Here is an 18455-nt window from a genome sequence, read left to right on the forward strand (position 1 = left end):
GTCCTCACCGTTCGCGAGATTTCGACCATACCCTCGTGGGCCGTCCGCGACGACGTGGATGAGGACGACTCCGTTACCGGAAGCGACACAGGAAACTCGCGGGACAGCAACGACGACGACGCGGAATCAGCGCACAGCCGGCGTGGCCCTTCCCGACTGCCGCCATAGTGAATACGGCGCAAGGCTGCCCTTCGCGACGCGTAAGCTTCGCCTCGTACTGATGACGCGGCACAGCAGGCGGCAGCACCCTCTAGGGGCCGCCGTGTGCCTGCCGCAACTGCACCGCGCGACAATTCGCGCCCGCCGTATGACCACCCGCCCCCCCTTCCACTAAACCGTCCACGACCAGTAACATCAGGCAGAGCACGGCTCCGCCCATCAGCAATAGACGGCGCATCGAGCGTGCAAAACGCCTTTCCATCCCTGTCGCCATCGCATCCACCCGCACCACCGTTGCATCAGTTGCCTGTCCGAACGCGCCAATCGCATCATCCAGCCGCTCACGCTGCTCGCGCCCCGAAATTGCAGCTGCGCCAATCAGCCGATTACCTGCCGAGCGCGCGACCCGATTTGCTATACGCACGGTCAAAACCGTCAGCGCCGCCTCATTGAGATTCGCCAGCGCAGCCCGATACCGCGCCTCATGTTCCCGTATCAGCTTTTCCGCGAGTTGGATCGTCGACTTGCACCGCTCAAGCGCATCCTGGTGTTGTTGCATCAGAGCATCGGTCGCGCCGCCGACTTCTCGGCGCGCGGCTTCGAGACTGCCCTCGCTCGCCCACCGAATACGTTCCGGCATCCCCTCATACAGGCGCGCATAGTATTCGAGCACCGCGATGATCGACCATAGCGCGTCGTTCTCTTGCAGATTCAGTACGCTCGATACTCGACGCATACGGGCCAGACTAGCCTCGTCCGGGACATCGCCGGATATTTCATGAAACAGGCGCATGAGCGGATCAACCGGCTGCGATCGTCTACTGCTCATGGGCGGTCCCGTCGGCGCCGATCGCCTTCGCGAACATGACATCGCACAACGCCCGCCAACGCAATAGTTCCGCTCGCTCCCCTATGTGCATCATTTCCGACGCCTTGCGGATGGACATCCGCCGACTCCGAAGTTCGTCGGCCACACGATCCGCAAGATCTGGAAAATCGAGTGAGTGCCCTCTCGCCTCAATGGTCTTGCGAAGCTGCGATAACTGATACAGCGCGAACTTGTCGGGCGTGCCGAAATAGCCATTTCGCACCACGTGCGTCACCGCATTGGGAAATGTCTTACTGAATGCGTGCAGCAGCTCGAGGCTGTCGCGCTGCCGGTTGATCACCCACAGCACGACGAGCTGACGCCGCAATTCGCCGAGCGTACTGGCGAGTGTCGCACCGAAGCGTGCGACACCCGTCTGACTGCGAGCCGCCGTGTTCACGATGACGGCGGCGTCCCGGCGTTCGTCGCAGAAGTTGACAAGACCGATCCAGCCGTCTGCCTCGTCCAGGCTATAGGCGATGCAATGCATCTCGTCCTGGACGGATTTCATCACGTCTGGATTGGAAGTATCGGTTTCAACCAGGGCGACAGGAAAGTCGTGCCGCTGCAGGTAATCGGCCAGCGCGAGTGAAACAAAGCTCTTGCCAACACCGCCCTTGCTGCCACCGACCAGATAAATGGGATAAGTCGTTGCCATATGAGCCCTCTACAGGTTTTCGATATCGGGCGTGATCTCGAACGAGAACGCATCCCGAATCACCATTGACCCCGGCGTGGTCACTGTCTTTCCCCCATCCTGCCTGGATTCCTTCTCTGCGCTGTCCGCGCTCCACGACCTTGTCTGATTGGGCTTCTTGGCGCGAGGCGATGCTACCGTCGGAGTCGTCGTCGTGATTTTCTTTCCCACGGGCTCGGACTTGCTTTCCTTCGTCGCGCGTTGAATCGCGTACCTCAACGTGCTGGTACTGATGTCCACGCCCTCCTGCGCCAGCTGCTGGACGATCTCTTCGAGCGTGTACCCTTTCCTTTTCGCGCCACTGATTTGAGGTTGCATCGACTTCACCGCATCGCACACATTGACGCGATGCTCGTGCGCAGGCTTTTCCGGCAGCGCGTCGAGACGGCGCGCCGCAGCGTCCCATTGGGCTTGAGTAAAGCTCTTCACGAGCGGCATGACCCGCCTCAACACACTGCCTTCATGCCATCTTGCGGAGGAGATTAACGGTCGTCAATCCCTGAAAACAGACCCAATTCGAGGTATCGGAACGTCCAGGAGCGGACCGGAATTGCCCGGAATCAGAAATTTTTTTGCTCCGTCGCGAGCGGCAGTGCCTTCAATTGCACGCGAAGATGTGCAGCGACGTCGCGCCTCCGATCTAACGATCAATCGTAAGCGATCCATTTTCGGCGTCTAGCCGCTGGGGACAGGAGCGAGGAGCATAGGTGTCCACCTATCCGGAGGTGGACACCTATGGCTGACAAAGATCCAGAGTTAAGAGTAGTTCGACGCAGCAGCGACGGTCGCCGTCGTTACGACGATAAAGGCAAGCGTGCGCTCGTTGAGGAAGCGCTGCGTTCTGGCGTGTCGGTTGCCCGCCTGGCGCAGGAGCACGGGATCAACGCCAACCTGCTACGCAAGTGGATCACGAAGTACCTTCTGGAGCGCGAGAAAGGCATCTCGCCGGCATCGCAGGATGATGCTACCGGCGAACAGGAACGTCCGCATGCCCCGGAGGAAATCGTACTGGAGGGCGCGCTCGCGGTGATTGATGGCGCGCCCATTGACATCCCGGGTTCGCGCAAACGCTCCCCACCTGTCGCCTCGCCCACGGCATTCGTGCCTGTCGTTGCAGCACCACCAGCACTGCCAACCGCACCGCCGTCACCATCGCCATCGCCATCGCTGACGCTCGCACTGCATGTGCGACTGTCCAACGGCGTCGAGTTTGATCTCGGCGAGGCGAGCATCGACGAACTGACCACCGTGGTCCAGATGCTGGGGAGGATGCCGTGTTCCGGTTCGACGAAGGCCTGAAGGTCTACCTGCATCGGGAACCCGTCGACTTCCGGTATGGCATGAACAGCCTGTCGATTCTCGTGGAGCAGGCCATGCATTTGAACCCGATGGATTCCTCGCTCTATGTGTTTACCAACCGGAGATGCGATCGCATCAAGATCCTGGGCTGGCAGGGCAACGGTTTCTGGCTCATGCTCAAGAGACTCGAGGCAAACGATCGCTTCGTGTGGCCTGACAGCGCGAACCGGGTCGCGACACTGAGCGTCGAGCAGTTGCACTGGCTTATCGAGGGCATCGACATTGCCGCAGTCCAGCGACATCCCAGTCGAAATTATGCACGCGTGAGCTGAACACGTCACCGGCGTGCCGGTCTAAGCGGTATGCCGATCAACGTGATCATCGACGCCGACGAACTCAAGGCACTGCTCGCGATGCGAGAGGCCTATGGTTCGCTTCAGCGCGATCATGAGGAGGTTCGCAGCGCACTGCGCCTCGTGACAGCTGAGCGCGATCTCGCCGAGGAACGACTGCGCGCTTACCGTCGCGAACTGTTTGGCGCGAAAAGCGAAGCGCGCGCCTCGGACCAGTTCGGCCTGTTCAACGAAGCCGAAGCGCTCGGCGCGAACGCCACTCCCGCGCAGGAAGATACCCCCGGAACCGAGGTCGCGGCCCACAAGCGCAAGAAGCGCGGCCACCGCAAGCCTCTCGATCCCAATCTGCCGCGTGATGTCGTGCGACACGAACTCCCTGAGGCAGAGCGCTTCTGCGATCACGACGGACACGCGCTCGTCGAGATCGGCGTCGAGATCAGTGAGCAGCTCAATGTCATTCCCGAGCAGTTGCGAGTCACCCAGCATCAGCGTATCAAGTACGCCTGCCCATGTTGCGATCTCGGCATCAAGGTTACGCCGGCACCGCCCCGTATCATCCCGCGTGGGCTGCTGAGTGAATCGGCGCTCGCGTGGATCGCCACCGGCAAGTACCAGTTCGGCATGCCGCTCTATCGCCAGGCCGGTCTGCTGCGTCGCTTCGGCGGCGACATCTCGTCGAACACGATTGCCGCGAGCATGGTCCGCGTCGGTCTTGCGACGCAACCCGTCATCAACCTGATGCGCGATGCGCTGCTCGATGCCGAACTGATCTACGGCGACGAGACGACGTTCCAGGTCCTGAAGGAGCAAGGGCGAAAGCCGCAAACGAAAAGCTATCTGTGGGCGCAGATGACCGGTTCGGGCATCCCCATCCGTTGCTTCACCTATACGCCAGGTCGTGGCGCCAGGCTGGCTGACAGGCTGTTTGCCGGTGTCCGTAAAGGTGCCGCCCTGATGACCGATGGATACGAACCCTACAACGGCATCGCTGAACAGTACCAGCTCGTGCACCTCGGATGCTGGACGCACGCAAGACGGTACTTTGTGAAGGCGGAAGACAATGTCCCCAAAGCAGCGCGCCCGCCCGATCTGCTCGCGACACGCTTCATCAGCCTGATCGGAAAACTGTTCGCGGCCGAAGCGCGAAGCCAGACGTGGACGGCTGGGCGACGACAGCGATTGCGACGACGATACAGCGCGTGCGTACTCGATGTTATCGAAAAGCTGATGCTTGAGCACTCGCCTGGCGTCGTGCCCAACAGTCTGCTCGGCAAGGCGCTGACCTATCTGCACGGGCAGTGGCCGAAGCTGATCCGTTACGTTGAAGACGGCAACTGGCCCATATCGAACAACCCTTGCGAAAATTCCATTCGCCCGTTCTGCCTGGGACGCCGCGGCTGGTTGTTTGCTGACACCGTCGATGGCGCAAACGCGAGCGCCAATCTCTACTCACTGGTCGAAACCTGCAAGGCGAACAGCATTGATCCGTATCGCTATCTCACCTGGCTATTACAGCGTCTCCCGCTGGCACAGACCGTCGACGACTACGACGCGCTCTTGCCCTGGAAGATGCCCATCGATCTCCGCTGACTGAGCCCTGTAACACATCTCATGAGAACCGCGCCCTTACTCTGAGGGGTGTCGTCAATGGATCGCGTACGATCAATCACCGTTCGTTGGCGACTGACTGTCTTTGAAATTCGTGGCTCACGAGACTATGTCAGGTGATCGCAGGACCTGCTGAAACCTGCACGGCAGACAAGGTTTTCCTGCGCTGCCACACGGGAGCAGACTCGTTTAACCTGCGCGAGCATTGACACCCTCGTGCATCGGAGCGGCTGTCTTTTTGCGCGAAGCATGACCGGAATGGTTTTGCATGCTGCGCTCGGCGTTTAGCTTTCGTGTTCCAAGTGGATCAGCTTACTCGCGCGAACGGCCGGAGATGTCCATGCGACGTCCTGTTCATTTCACTGCGCATGTTTCATCTTCCAGCGCGGGCCACGCGTTTTTCCTGCGCGTCCAGACACGGCGTTTTGCAGCGGTAGTCCATCTATCCGCTCGACCATGGTCAGGCCCACTCACCGGATTCGCGAACGGCGATCTTAAAGACATAAAAACCAGTAACGGCAGGATAGGCTATCGCCGGTTTCAGGCGCCCAAGGGGCCAACGCCTGAATTCCAGAGGGTCGTCAGCGCAGCCTCCGCGTCGTCGTCGTGGTCGTGCGCGTCGTATTCGTCCCCGACGCACTGAACTGGATGTCCAACTGAGCCTACACAGAACACGACCATAGGATATGGCATGAAGAACATTCAATGTTGAGGCCAGATTGAAATGTCAGGGTTGCGGCTTTTTAGACGGAATGGTCGCCTCTTGCCTTCAGGGCCGTCCGATGCAGCAGGCTCTCGCCCCGAGCGTGAGACATTGGAGGTTCGGCAGTCCTGCCGTCAAGGAGAACCTGATGGAACCCACGACCATTGCCATAGATCTGGCCAAGCACGTTTTCCAGATTCACTATGTCGAGCCTGAGTCTTGCGCGATTCACGGCAAGGTACTCAAACGCGCCCAGCTCGTGCCGTTCTTCGCCAACCGGCCTGCGAGCCGTGTTGTCATCGAGGCCTGTTGCAGCGCGCATCACTGGGCCCGCGTCCTGGCGCGGGTTGGCCGCGACGTGCGGCTCATCGCTGCCCAGTTCGTGCGGCAGTTCGTGAAGTCGAACAAGAATCTATGGTCCTCCCCGTTTTTGCAACACTGACTTTTAATGTTGTGATTGGCTTGATTGAATCTATTCGGCGTCTTGAAGGGGATCACTCCCCGCGCCACGATGAGAGTCGCGCCCAACGAACCTCAGAACGACGGCGGCTTCATATACGAGCCAATTCATTTCGGGTTCTTCGTTGGGCCACTGTGCCGTTCACGTCATCAGCTGTCAGCGGTCGCAAAACCAGTTGGTTAAGGAAAGTCTGCAAAAGCCCTGGCTTTGCGTTGCTGCTGAGCTATCCTGGAAACAGAGCGAATTAGATGAGGAGCAACGTGATGACGCAGCTTGGTCTTGGTCTGGATCTGTCAACGAAGCGCACGCGCAAGCGGGAATTTCTCGATGAGATGCGACGCGTCCGTGCCCTGGCTGAAGCTGATTGCGCTGATCGAGCCGCACTATCCCACAGGCAAGACCGGTCGGCCACCGTTCCCGATTGCAACGATGCTACAGATTCATTTCATGCAGCAATGGTTCGGTCTGTCAGACCCTGCTATGGAAGAGGCACTCTATGACGTGCCGCTTTATCGCCAGTTCGCGGGTCTCGACGGCGAGATGGTCCGCTTGCCGGATGAAAGCACAATTCTCTGGTTCCGCCATCTGCTGGAAACGCACGGGCTGGCGATGCAAATGCTGGCGCTGGTCAATGAAATCCTGACGGCGCAAGGCCTGATGCTTAAGGCCGGGTCGGCAGTCGACGCCACCCTGATTGCCGCACCCAGTTCGACAAAGAACGACTCCAAAACGCGCGATCCGGAAATGCAATCCACGCAGAAAGGTGGCAACTGGTACTTCGGGATGAAAATGCATATCGGCGTGGACGCCGACTCGGGCCTGGTCCATGGCATGTTGCAATGCGACCGGCAAAGCGCAGGAAACTGGATCTGAGTGATTCATTGGACGCGATCTACGATCAGATCGAACGCCTGAAAGCGGGTATTCGGGCCAAGGTCGAACACCCGTTTCGTATCCTCAAGCGGCAGTTCGGTTACATGAAGACCCGCTATCGCGGTTTGATGAAGAACACTGCCCAGATCACTACGCTGTTTGCTTTGGGCAATTTATGGATGGCGCGTAGAGCTTTGCGCAAAGCTTGAAACAGCGGGCCAATGACGGCCATATGTCTGGCTGGAACGCTCCGGCGCACGGAAAAATCCTGCAATCTACGCATCAACACAGATCTGAACGCCGAGGCTGCGCTCAATGTGAAAGGCAACGCTTCAAATGCGGGTTTTGCAGACCTTCCTTAACTTGTGTACTGCTATTCGGTGCTCGTTATGCCTGCATCGCTGCAGTGCCAGCGTTGAAACCTGAGCTTCCCCCGAAATTTCGCCTTCCAAGAGGTCGTGTATAAACTCGACGGAAAGGAAGGGAATCAGGCATGTTCAAGGGGCGGATTCAACCGGTCGTCGCAACGCGAGATTGTTGAACAGATTTTAGGTATTCGTCCAGGGCTTCGGCAGGAGTCTTCCAATTAAGCGTTTTCCGGGGCCTGGTATTCAGTGCATTGGCAACGGCATGGATCTCTCGAGCGCTCCAACGGGATAGGTATGTGCCCTTTGGAAAGTATTGTCGCAGAAGGCCGTTCGTGTTCTCGTTCGTGCCACGCTGCCATGGACTGTGCGGGTCGGCGAAGAATACCTTTACCCCGGACTCGACGGTGAAGCGGGCGTGATCGGATAGTTCCTTGCCACGATCCCAAGTCAATGACTGCCACAACTGGGCAGGCATGTCAGTCACGGTCTTCTTGAGCGCATTGGCCATCGTGACAGTTCCGTAGCCAGCCAGCGCCGGGCCGTTCTTCGTCCGCGGAGTCAACCCATAGCCTTTCTTCCGAGGCAGGCGCACGAGCATGGTGAAACGGCTTGATCCCTCCACCAGCGTCCCAATAGCAGATCGGTTCAGGCCGATGATCAGGTCACCCTCCCAATGCCTGGCACAGCACGATCCTGCGCTTCTGCAGGCCGGCTAGAGATCATCACATTCTCGCTAACGTACGCCCAGGCCTTGGCTTGTGCCCTGGCCCTCGGTACGCGCAACGCCCGCCCCGTGCGCAGACAGCTGAGCAGCTCGCGCCTGAGAGCACCGCGGCCCTGGATATAGAGCGCTTGGTAAATGGCTTCGTGAGATATACGCATGGATTCGTCATCCGGGAAGTCGATCTACAGCCGTTTGGAAATCTGTTCGGGCGACCAGCCATTGACCCATTTGCGATCACCGCGATGCGGTTTGTTTCTTCCTTTGAACGGCGCTTGCCGAGGCCCAGAAATCTCACGACCATCAGCGTCGCGAACCTTGCCCTCCAAACGGTCTTGCACGTAGTGGCGCATCCGCTGGCGCAACAGCGCGATCTTCTCGTACAGGTGCACGGTCTTCACATCAAAACCTGTCGTACCGGTCCGGTCTGCGGTTTCAATCATGTCGAGATATCGCTGCACGCTTTCCTCGATCTGCTCATGACGCTTGTCGATCTTGCCTGCGGTGTAGTTCCTGTCACGGCTGTTCACAGCCTTGAACTTGCTGCCGTCGATTGCCACCATGTCGCCGGATAGCAGCTTAAGTCCGCGATATAGTTCGACGAAACGACGGCATACGTTGCGAATGGCGGGGCCGTTGTCGCGGCGAAAGTCGACGATCGTCTTGAAGTCTGGCGCCAGACGTCCTGTCAGCCACATCAGCTCGACCTTGCGCTGGCATTCGCGCTCTAGACGCCGGCTGGACGGTATCCGGTTCAGATACCCGTATATGTAGATCTTGAGCATCACGCCTGGGTGATACGACGGGCGGCCCGTGATCGCCGGCGTGGTGCCGCTGAAACCAAGGTCCACAGGGTCCAATTCGTCGACGAAGGCCTCTATGACCCTGACAGGATTGTCCTGCCCGATGTAGTCATCTACGCATTCGGGTAGCAGTGCGACCTGCTTGCGGTCATCGCCTTCAACGAATCGCTTCATGAGTCACCTGGTCTCAGTACGTTGATTCGGTTTAGGCGATCAATGCGTTTTCACACACCATCTCGGCCAACTGCAGACGTCCATATGGTTGTGCTGAACGGCTGGTACTCGGGGGCGGCCCGTTCAAACGGCTGGTACTCCCACTCCCTGAACGTCAGGTTGTGGCCGACTGTACGCATTGGCCCATCAAGCGCAGCGACTTCGCACCACTCGCCATCCACTTCTCCTTCCTTGTCCTTATGCCACCGTCCTGTCGGGTGCGATGCGACGCAACGCACTCGATCAAGGAAACAGGCCTCTTCTATGAACGCCACGCACATGCTATTGGCGCAGTGCACGTCGCAAGATCTTTCCGGATGCCGTTTTTGGCAGGTCGTCAACAAACGTGACGATTCGCGGAACCTTGTACGCCGCAAGTCGTGTCTTCGAGGACAGGATCTTGCCGCCTGAGATCTTGTTGCCAGGCGCCAGGCATAGCCATGACGTGAAGTGCTTCGCGCTCGGCCCGCGGGACATTCGTTGCCGCATTCGGCAATGAGCTTGAGTGCCACGTAAGGCCCGAGCCCGTGAATCTGCGTCAGGTCGACACCCAGCATGCCGTTCAGCGCGTCTCGCACTCGAACTGTTCTGGCGGGAGTTCCACAACCAGCGCCAGGCGGGCGCGTGCGTAGGGCTGGTGCCGCAACTTACGACAGCGGCGAGAGCCAGCTGGTCCAGGGAATCAGCAAGCAAAGCAAGCCAACCGACGGGTGCGCGCCCTGCTGATCAAGATGGCGTTGTCCTGGCTGCCCTACCAGCCTAGCAGTGCGCTGACGCAGTGGTTCAACCAGCGCACGCAGGTCACGGACCGATTTGCCGGGCGAGGCGCATTGCAATCGTCGCGGTGGCGCGGCGCCTCGCAGTTGCGCTGTGCGCTATCTGATGGATGGCGTGATACCCCAAGGCGCACAGCTGAAATCAGCCTGAGTCAGCAAGGTATCGCAATACCACCATCATGCACGGTTCCGAAGCCCGGCGCATTGGCCGTTTGAAGTGAACATGCCCGTGGGCAACCTTGGTTACCGACGTAGCCGATTTTATAGATGCGGCATGCTCCTGGAAAAATTCCAGCGTAACACGCATACAGGATGAGGCTGGCCGGGTGCCAGCGGAGAGAAGGTTGTGAGACGCTGGAGTCTTACGCGCGCGATGACCGGCTTCAGACCAGCGACCTAGACCGGATCGCAGCAACTGCTGACCGCAGTGGAACTCCGCTGAAATATGCAGGCGCAAAATGCGCTTTATGTTGGCGAGCGCTATAACTCGCGCTCGCCAACATACGCCAGCATATCGCCGCCCCTTCGCAGCGTCAAGGGTCCGCTGCGCCAGGCTTCGCCTGCCCTTGACCCAGCTACGCGCTTTCACACAAAGGCGCAGAAGGAGGCTCGACCGATGATTCGCCAGTCAGTTCGTGAAAGGCCTTGACAACATCCTGCTCATAGAAGGTTGCCCAATCTCCAGGTCCCTCACTACGTGTTGCGCTTGTCTTGAACTGAGGCCCCTTTCCTGCACCGGCATTACCCGTTAGCTGACCAACTGTGCGACCGCGCTCGCTCTCGACCCGCGCACGCGGCAGACCGCTTTCTGCGACACAGCGCTCGATCAGGCCATCCCCCAAATCAAGGATGTTCTGCGCAATCGCCTCAAGAAAGTCCGCTCTAGCCGGGAGCGAACTCTCCCGGTAGGTGTCGAATGCCGACCAGGCCAGGGCGCAGGCGCATTCGAGGTCGGCATCGGCCGCGCCCCCGAACGGCGGTTCGATCACCTCCTCGGTTGCCGCGTGGATCGCACGGATCGAACCGTTCGTGCGGAGAACAGTCTCGTGGCCTATCAACATCTTTCCTTCGATTCGCATAACTAAATTCTCAAATAAGACTGCACGTTTAATCGGAACCGTGTCCGCTGATACCCAATGAATATCTGCGGACCCATGGGCAATGAAGCGACTACGCCCCCGCCTTCCCGGTATTCCGACGAAGAATGCTCGCGAGCAGTGCGCCGACCCCAAACTCCCAGGGCGCAATGCGATGCGAATAGTTGACCGTGTTGACGAGCGCTCCGAATCGCGGGCTCGATATCGTCACCGTATCGCCGATCTGATGCGTGAATCCTTGCCCCGGCACGCCGCGATCCGCGGTGGGTGCAAACAACGTGGCGCACCGCCTCGGCTTCCGCAGACCCCGGGCGAACGCTTGCGAGCCGATCGCCCAGCACGGACATGACACGCGCGCGCACTTCGTCGGCTTGGCTCGCGTCGCCTCCCGAGCGCTCCTCGATCACCCGCTCCAGCAGGCTTTCGACGAACGTCACACCGCTCGCCTTGACCGCCTGAAGGTCACATGGTGCGATAAGCCAGGGGTGGACGGATCGCGTCGATCGAAGGCGGAATTGGCAAGAACGGGGTCCAGTGCCGCTAGCCTCGGCGGGTTCGCAGCGCCCTCCTTCAGCCGAAGGCCGATTTCTGGTTGCTCAAGCAACGTGCTGGTCGTCAGCGCGACCGACGACACATCCACCAGTTCGCCACCAATAACAGCGACAGGACGCGGGTCGCCGATAGCCGGGCACCATGCGCCCCCACGAGCACGGCCTGCTCCAGATCGTCAGGCAGCGCGGATCGGTCATTCAATGGCATCTATCTTTCTCCAACCTGGGTTATTGCTGAACATCAGTGCGGTGCATGCGCTCTACTTATGCCGGACACCGGCGGCTCACATGATTGCGCTGATTTGCCAAGGGACGAATTCGTTTTGTCCGTAACCGTGCTGCTCGCTACGGGAACGTTTCCCGGAGGCCACGTCGAGCAGCAGTTGGAACAGCACTGCGCCAAGTTGCTCGATCGTTACGCTCCCTTCCAGCACTTCTCCGCAGTTCAGGTCCATGTCGTCGGACTGACGTTGCCAGAGTGCGCTGTTTGTCGCGAGCTTTACCGACGGCGAGGGAGCGCAGCCGTAAGCCGAACCGCGTCCCGTCGTGAAGCAGATCAGGTTCGCACCGCCGGCAACCTGGCCGGTAGCCGACACCGGGTCGTAGCCAGGCGTGTCCATGAACACCAGGCCGCGCGCCTTAACCGGCTGGGCGTATTCGTACACCTCGACGAGATTCGTCGAACCTGCCTTTGCAATGCCGCCCAACGATTTCTCGAGAACGGTCGTCAAGCCGCCGACCTTATTGCCCGCCGACGGATTGTTGTTGATCTGCGCCCCTTGCCGCTGCGCGTACGCTTCCCACCACCGGATGCGATCGACCAGTTTCTGTCCCACTTCGGGCGTTACCGCGCGGCGGGTCAACAGGTGCTCGGCACCATAAATCTCCGGCGTCTCCGAAAGAATCGCAGTACCGCCCTGCCGCACCAGCAAATCGACGGCTGCACCCAGCACGGGATTGGCCGTGACGCCCGAATATCCGTCCGACCCACCACATTGAAGGCCGATGGTGAGATGACTTGCCGAAACCGTTTCCCGCTTAACGTCATTAGCGTAGGGCAACATCTGCCGAACCAGTTCGATACCCTTTGCAATTGTCAGGGTCGTGCCACCGGTGTCCTGAATCGTTAAGGTTCGCAAGCGGTCGTGTTCTTTGAGCCCCTGGGTTTCGAGCAGCCGCGAAATCTGATTCGTTTCGCAGCCCAGGCCGATGACCAGCACGCTCGCGAAGTTGGGATGGCATGCATAGCCGCCAAGCGTGCGCTGCAGGATCGCGAGACCGTCGCCTTCCGAGTCGATGGCGCAACCGGAACCATGGGTGAGTGCGACGACGCCGTCGACATTCGGAAACGCGGCCAGCGCGTGCGGACGAATGTCACGGCGGAAATAGTCGGAAATGGCTCGCGCGACCGTGGCCGAGCAATTCACCGAGGTGAGGATGCCGATGTAATTGCGCGTAGCCACACGGCCGTCTTCGCGCACAATGCCCTGGAATGTCGCGGGCTCAGTTGAAGGGACGCTGGCACGCACGCTCTGACTAAATGCGTAGTCACGGGCAAATTCTCCCATCGCAAGATTATGTGTGTGAACGTGCTGCCCCGCACTGATCGGCTGACTCGCGAAGCCGATGATCTGGCCATAGCGGTGCACCGCTTCACCCTCGTCGATGTCGCGTGTCGCCACTTTGTGACCGGGCGGGATCAATCCCGAGACCGTCACCGCTTCCCCATCCAGCACCGCGCCGGACATAAGCTGATCGAGGGCGATGACGACATCGTCAGCGGGATTGAGCCGAATGACGCGAACCGGCCTGAGCGCGGTCGATGCGACGGACGTGCCCGCAACAGGGGACGACATGGAACTACTCCTTCGTTTCTCAACGTGACGACATTTTCGGGGCCGGCTGCGCGACGTCGCGTGACGTGCCGTGCAGCCGTGTTCAAACGACGTTTCAGCCAGCGCTCCACGGCGTCTTGCAGCGCGTGTACTCCAGTTGATAGAGCGTGGCGTCCGGCGCAACTGCAGCGGCCCCGGGCAAAGCAGCGAGCCCGGCAAGGAAAGCGTCCACTGCTGTGCGGACATAGTCGGCGCGGCATCCTTCGATCATCACGATCCATGTCGGCACCTCGGTGCCTTCCGAACGCGCCTTCTTCTCGGCAGTTTCTACCTTGCTGACGGCCTCGTCGGCCAGACAAAGGTGCACACCCGTGATGCCCGGCCGGTCGGCGAGCGGCGGCAAGACCTGCTGACGCAATCCCTTCACGACATCGGCCCGCGCCGCCGAAGGCACATCGAAGCGCACCGTCACGAGACTGGCGCCCTGCCCCACACCGTCGGAATACGCCACATGGCAGATCGAGCGGGCCACGCTGCGAAACGAGGCGACGACCTGCTTCGTCCATGGCGTCGGTGAATTGAGCCGAAGCAGGTAGTCCTGCGCGCCGAGCACCTCCACGGTGTCGGCTTCATACAGATTGAAGTACTCGGGGCCCGCATCCAGCGCAATGTAGCGCCGGCCGCGCCTGAACCCCGGAATCCCGGCGCGTTCCGGCATGTGCTCGCGGTTGTGCCACTCGTAGAATTCATCCTTCGCTTCCGGCAGCAGGCCATGCCAGATCGCGACGACGCCCGTTCCAGCAAGGCTCATATCTCCTCCTTTTACAGATTGAATCGTTCTATCGTGCCAACGGATATTCGCCGCGGCCCCATGCCACGCCAAACGGATCCGCGTACGGCACGACCTTCTGGCTCTGCTCGCCGAGTCCGCTGCCGCCGAGGGTCATGGTGTCGCCCGCTTTCAGAAAGACGGGCGGCTTCTGACCGAGGCCGACACCGGGAGGCGTCCCGGTAATGATGACGTCGCCAGCCATCAGCGGCATGAAGCGGCTGAGATACGCCACGATATGCGCGACGTTGAAGATCATCGTGCGTGTGTTGCCCGTCTGACGACGTGTGCCGTTGACGTCGAGCCACAGGTCGAGCACCTGCGGGTCGGGCACTTCATCACGCGTGAGGAGCCACGGGCCGAGCGGGGCAAAAGAGAAGCCGCTTTTGCCCTTGGTCCACTGACCTTCGCGTTCGAGCTGATACGTGCGTTCGGAAACGTCATTGGCAAGGCAGTAACCCGCCACATGATCAAGCGCGGTGGCTTCATCGATCTGCCAGGCGGGTTTGCCGATCACCACGCCCAGTTCGACCTCCCAATCCAGCTTTTGCGCGTCTGCCGGCAAGATGACCGGATCGTTCGGGCCGCTGATCGAACCCGTATGCTTGTTGAACACGACAGGTTCCCGCGGGATCGGCGTATCGGTTTCAGCGGCATGATCGGTGTAATTCAGACCAATGCACACGAGGTTACGGACATTGCCGATACACGCGCCAAGGCGCGTGCCCGCTGCCACGACGGGCAGGCGATTCAGATCGAGTTCGCCCAGCCTTGCAAGGGCCGCAGGCGAAACGGTCGTTCCGTCGATGTCGTCGACGACGCCGGTCAGATCGCGGATCGCGCCGCTCGAATCGATGACACCGGGATGCTCCTGACCAGGCTGGCCGAAACGGACGAGACGCATTTGAATACTCCTATCAAGACGAAAAAAGTATGGGCAATGTGCCGAGATCACCAAAGCCGATATGCAACTCACAGCCGATCGGCAACTCGAGCACGCCCGCGTAGGAGCCCGTGATCACAGCCTGGCCGGCATGCAATCCAAGGCCGCGGACGCGGAGAAAGTTGGCGAGCCACACGATCGGCGCGAGCACGCTGCGATCAGGGTGGCGGCCAGCAAAACTGACCGCCTTGTGTCCGGCGCAAGTCACACTGACGGTGAATTCGACAGGGAGATCGGCCGCCGTCGCGCCGTCGCGCAACTCAACGCGTGGCCCAATGACAAGACCGGCATTGAACAGACCGTCTGCCAGCAATTCAGGAAACGTCAGTGCCTCCGGATGCACATAGCGACTGCCCAGCAGTTCGAGCGCGAGGTGAACATTCCCGAGAGCCTCGAGCACCTCCGCTTCGCTGTATGCTTCGCGCCGTGGCGGCAGATCGCGATCCAGCAAACAGGCGAGTTCAGGCTCTGCTCTTACAGAAGACTGCCCACGCACCGCGCGAATGCGGCATTGGGCGCCTCGATGGATGACGGCGTCATAGATGGGTGCGGCGATGATTTTGCCCGCCGGCGGCAGCGCACATTTCCACGCGCCAGCCTGCTGGCCGAGCTGATCGCCGACCTGTTGCTGGATCGCGAAACCCTCGTCCGGATTCACGGGTCTCAGTTCGACGGGAAGGCGCTCCGCGAGCGTGCCTTGCCCGCGCGCCGCGACGAGAAGGCGTGCTGCCTGCTCATCCAACGCGGCGATTCGCTCGATAGCCTGATGTGCTCCCGGTGTGTTCATGCCGCTTCAACCACATGCGCACCGACGCTCTGGCGCGGCCATACGGCACCCAGCTTGGCAGACGCTTGCTGCAATAGCGCGTAAAAGGACTCGTAACGCTCCGGCTGACCCGTGTGACCGGCCCGGCAATGCTCATCGTGCCCACCACCGCACCGTCAGGCAGCGAACGCACCGGCACCGCCAGTGCGACGACACCCGGCTCGGCCTCTTCAACGACAAGGCCATAGCCACGCTGCCTGGTCCGCTCCAACTCCGGAATCAACTGCTCGACGCTGGTGATTGCCTTCGGCGTCCATGCGCCGGCGGCGGACGCTTTTCCAAGTCCGCCACGCAGGGCGTATTCGATCGCCTGGTCGTTCGGCATTCCAGCCAGCCACACCTTGCCAACCGATGTGGCATGCAAGACGATGGGGCTGTGCATGGACGGCGAATACATGAGGCCCGGCGCCGCGCCCTGGGACGCTGCCAGCCACGCGAGGGTTCCTTCGTTGACGACCGTCAGCCGGACCAGTTCGCGGCACTGCGCGGCGACTTCGTCAAGGATCGGCTGCACCAGACCCGGCAGACCGAGCCCATGCAGGTACCGCTGACCGAGCAAGGACAGCTTCAAGGTCAGACGGTACTGGGACGTCTGTTCATCCTGCTCCGCCCACCCCTGCTCGCACAGTTGCGCGAGCACCCGATGGGCAGGGCCTTTCTCCAGCCCGAGTTCGGCGGCGATATCGGAGATGCGCATCCAGCGCGCCTCACGTGCGAGTAACTCGATCGCCTGAAGCGACCGGTCAACTGCTCCCTTGACAACTCTCATAATAAGACAGGCATGAATCGGAACACCCTGGTTAAGCCCCACGACCAGCGCCAGTGGAAGATCGCCGCACCCAGCGGCTGGCTTGGCCCGGCATTGGAGCATTACGACTTCTTCATCCGTGCGACTGCGGCGTCGTTGGCGTTCGCGCAGCTCTTCTTTCCGTCTGACAATCCAACGGTCGCCATTATCGCACCACGCGACCGGCGCCAGGCGACGTCGCGCTGTTGTCGTGCGCCGATAAACCATTGGTCGGCATCGGATGAGAAGCAATGATGCATACGTTATTTTCCAGGTGTGCATTCCAACGTGCTTAGAGGTGGGCGCGCAAATTCGGACAGTCGGATAAGTGGAATGCTCGGGGCCTGAGCCGGCGATAATGCCGACAAAGGAACCAGGAAGATGACGAAGAGAACCCGACGGACGCACTCAGCCGCGTTCAAAGCGAAAGTGGCGATGGCGGCGGTCAAGGGCGAGCGGACGCTAGCCGAACTGGCGCAGCAGTTCGATGTGCACCCGAACCAGATCACCGAATGGAAGCGGCAGTTGCAGGAACGTGCCGCCGACGTGTTTGGCGCAGGCGGCACGGCGTCGAGCGAGCCGCAAGTCGATTTGAAGGAGCTACATGCGAAGATCGGCCAGCTCACGCTCGAGAACGATTTTTTAAGCGGCGCGCTCAACAAGGCGGGATTGCTGAGCGCAAAGCGATGATCGATCGTACACACGCATTGCCGGTCTCGCAGCAGGCGCGACTCGTTGGTATCGCAAGATCGAGCGTGTATTACCGGGCGCAACCGGTGAGCAACGCAGACCAGTTGCTGATGCGCCGGATCGACGAACTGCACATGGAGTTTCCGTTTGCCGGAGCGCGGATGCTGGCGCGACTGCTGCGTCGCGAGGGACACGAGATTGGCCGCAGGCGCGCGCGCACGCTGATGAAGCGCATGGGTATCGAGGCGCTGTACTGCGAGCCGAACACGAGCCGACGCAATGCGCGGCACAAGATCTGGCCGTAATTGGGACTGGCTTACGCAGTGGGTATTCAGTCCAGCGCCCGCGTCTGGGCTCCCGGCACGGCACCCCTGAGTGTCGAGCCGCCCACAGGACAGCCTGGGCGGCCACGCAAACTGTTGCGCCGCGCGCCCGGGCACGAGCCGGTATCAGTCAAAGCGCTCGCGCTCGGTCTAGATGCCGAGTGCTACCAGGTGATCATTGGCGCGAAGGAACCCGTGCCGCCTTGAGTTCGCGGTTTGCTGCCGTACGCGTACGTGCCTCGCACCGTGATTACTGGCGCTCCACACAGCGCGATGAGGAATGGCTGCTGATTGAATGGCCTCAGGGCGATCCTAAACCGGCTAAATATTGGCTCTCAACACTTCCGAATGTGACGTCCCTGCAACGCCTGGTGAATGTCGCGAAGATGCGTTGGCGCATCGAGCGCGACTACCAGGATCTGAAGCAGGAGTTCGGCCTGGGCCACTTCGAAGAGCGCAGTTGGCGCGGGTTCCACCATCATGCGTCGCTCTGCATCGCGGCCTACGGCTTTCTGGTTACGCAGCGCCTGATTCAGGGCGCTGGTAAAAAAAACTTCGCCGTCGGCAGCTTCTTTACCCTACCCGACGACTACGTGCCGCGAGGCTCCCCAGCGCGCCCAACGGCACGTGGCTGATTCGATTGCCAGCTTGCGCTGGCGTCTCGCGGCTTACA

14 protein-coding genes and 7 pseudogenes are annotated in these 18455 nt (G+C 60.4%); 9 read left to right on the top strand and 12 right to left on the bottom strand.

The features are described 5' to 3' along the window. Positions 1–250: 250 nt before the first annotated feature. The 3 genes from OKW28_RS04560 to OKW28_RS04570 are packed head-to-tail and all read right to left on the bottom strand — an operon-like array spanning position 251 to position 2162. Complete coding sequence (locus tag OKW28_RS04560) at positions 251–988, bottom strand: hypothetical protein (protein ID WP_429443969.1); 738 nt, start codon at positions 986–988, stop codon at positions 251–253. After that, complete coding sequence (locus OKW28_RS04565; RefSeq protein ID WP_429443970.1) at positions 978–1685, bottom strand: P-loop NTPase; 708 nt, start codon at positions 1683–1685, stop codon at positions 978–980. The genes OKW28_RS04560 and OKW28_RS04565 overlap by 11 nt, the downstream gene beginning before the upstream one ends. Before the next feature lie 9 nt (positions 1686–1694). Next, positions 1695–2162 carry a hypothetical protein gene (locus tag OKW28_RS04570; RefSeq protein WP_429443971.1) on the bottom strand — a complete coding sequence of 156 codons (468 nt, stop codon included), beginning with the start codon at positions 2160–2162 and terminating at the stop codon, positions 1695–1697. A 297-nt stretch (positions 2163–2459) separates the two neighbouring features. On the opposite strand from OKW28_RS04570, the gene OKW28_RS04575 reads away from it, so the two are divergent. From OKW28_RS04575 to OKW28_RS04595, 5 genes and pseudogenes are all read left to right on the top strand, one after another. Beyond that, the gene (locus OKW28_RS04575) at positions 2460–3023 is read left to right on the top strand and encodes a transposase (RefSeq protein ID WP_429442848.1); all 564 of its coding nucleotides are present in this window, start codon (positions 2460–2462) and stop codon (positions 3021–3023) included. Beyond that, positions 2999–3355 carry an IS66 family insertion sequence element accessory protein TnpB gene (gene tnpB, locus OKW28_RS04580; RefSeq protein WP_090812713.1) on the top strand — a complete coding sequence of 119 codons (357 nt, stop codon included), beginning with the start codon at positions 2999–3001 and terminating at the stop codon, positions 3353–3355. The genes OKW28_RS04575 and tnpB overlap by 25 nt, the downstream gene beginning before the upstream one ends. A gap of 30 nt (positions 3356–3385) precedes the next feature. Beyond that, positions 3386–4966: an IS66 family transposase gene (gene tnpC / locus OKW28_RS04585; RefSeq protein WP_116117423.1), complete on the top strand. Its 1581-nt coding sequence runs from the start codon at positions 3386–3388 to the stop codon at positions 4964–4966. A gap of 869 nt (positions 4967–5835) precedes the next feature. Beyond that, a pseudogene (locus OKW28_RS04590) lies at positions 5836–6099 on the top strand (IS110 family transposase); the annotation flags it as partial. A gap of 311 nt (positions 6100–6410) precedes the next feature. Next, positions 6411–7229: pseudogene (locus OKW28_RS04595) on the top strand (IS5 family transposase). A 301-nt stretch (positions 7230–7530) separates the two neighbouring features. Here OKW28_RS04595 and OKW28_RS04600 read toward each other — a convergent pair. Beyond that, positions 7531–9086, bottom strand: a pseudogene (locus OKW28_RS04600) (IS30 family transposase). A 321-nt stretch (positions 9087–9407) separates the two neighbouring features. After that, the gene (locus OKW28_RS04605) at positions 9408–9614 is read right to left on the bottom strand and encodes an AMP-binding enzyme (protein ID WP_429443972.1); all 207 of its coding nucleotides are present in this window, start codon (positions 9612–9614) and stop codon (positions 9408–9410) included. A gap of 73 nt (positions 9615–9687) precedes the next feature. On the opposite strand from OKW28_RS04605, the pseudogene OKW28_RS04610 reads away from it, so the two are divergent. Continuing rightward, a pseudogene (locus OKW28_RS04610) lies at positions 9688–10052 on the top strand (transposase); the annotation flags it as partial. Between the two features lie 598 nt (positions 10053–10650). On the opposite strand, the pseudogene OKW28_RS04615 reads toward OKW28_RS04610, so the two are convergent. From OKW28_RS04615 to OKW28_RS04645, 7 genes and pseudogenes are all read right to left on the bottom strand, one after another. Then, positions 10651–10980 (bottom strand): annotated as a pseudogene (locus tag OKW28_RS04615) (aldehyde dehydrogenase (NADP(+))); the annotation flags it as partial. Between the two features lie 91 nt (positions 10981–11071). Then, positions 11072–11275 (bottom strand): hypothetical protein, encoded by a 204-nt coding sequence (locus OKW28_RS04620; protein WP_429443973.1) that lies wholly within the window; start codon positions 11273–11275, stop codon positions 11072–11074. Positions 11276–11833: 558 nt separating this feature from the next. Beyond that, positions 11834–13405, bottom strand: coding sequence for a UxaA family hydrolase (locus OKW28_RS04625; RefSeq protein WP_429443974.1), 1572 nt, complete (start codon positions 13403–13405; stop codon positions 11834–11836). Between the two features lie 94 nt (positions 13406–13499). Continuing rightward, positions 13500–14195, bottom strand: a complete 696-nt coding sequence (locus tag OKW28_RS04630; protein WP_429443975.1) for a hypothetical protein — start codon at positions 14193–14195, stop codon at positions 13500–13502. Between the two features lie 28 nt (positions 14196–14223). Further along, positions 14224–15117 (bottom strand): fumarylacetoacetate hydrolase family protein, encoded by an 894-nt coding sequence (locus tag OKW28_RS04635; RefSeq protein WP_429443976.1) that lies wholly within the window; start codon positions 15115–15117, stop codon positions 14224–14226. A 13-nt stretch (positions 15118–15130) separates the two neighbouring features. After that, positions 15131–15943 carry a 2-keto-4-pentenoate hydratase gene (locus OKW28_RS04640; protein ID WP_429443977.1) on the bottom strand — a complete coding sequence of 271 codons (813 nt, stop codon included), beginning with the start codon at positions 15941–15943 and terminating at the stop codon, positions 15131–15133. Further along, positions 15891–16679 (bottom strand): IclR family transcriptional regulator, encoded by a 789-nt coding sequence (locus tag OKW28_RS04645; protein ID WP_429443978.1) that lies wholly within the window; start codon positions 16677–16679, stop codon positions 15891–15893. The genes OKW28_RS04640 and OKW28_RS04645 overlap by 53 nt, the downstream gene beginning before the upstream one ends. 84 nt (positions 16680–16763) lie before the next feature. On the opposite strand from OKW28_RS04645, the gene OKW28_RS04650 reads away from it, so the two are divergent. The 3 genes and pseudogenes from OKW28_RS04650 to OKW28_RS04660 all read left to right on the top strand — a co-directional run. Continuing rightward, complete coding sequence (locus OKW28_RS04650; RefSeq protein WP_429443979.1) at positions 16764–17024, top strand: hypothetical protein; 261 nt, start codon at positions 16764–16766, stop codon at positions 17022–17024. A gap of 126 nt (positions 17025–17150) precedes the next feature. After that, positions 17151–17761: pseudogene (locus OKW28_RS04655) on the top strand (IS3 family transposase); the annotation flags it as partial. 3 nt (positions 17762–17764) lie between these two features. Then, positions 17765–18417, top strand: a pseudogene (locus OKW28_RS04660) (IS701 family transposase); the annotation flags it as partial. Between the last annotated feature and the right edge of the window lie 38 nt (positions 18418–18455).

Origin of the sequence: Paraburkholderia sp. 40, assembly GCF_050434105.1 — a bacterium.
Lineage (GTDB): Bacteria > Pseudomonadota > Gammaproteobacteria > Burkholderiales > Burkholderiaceae > Paraburkholderia > Paraburkholderia tuberum.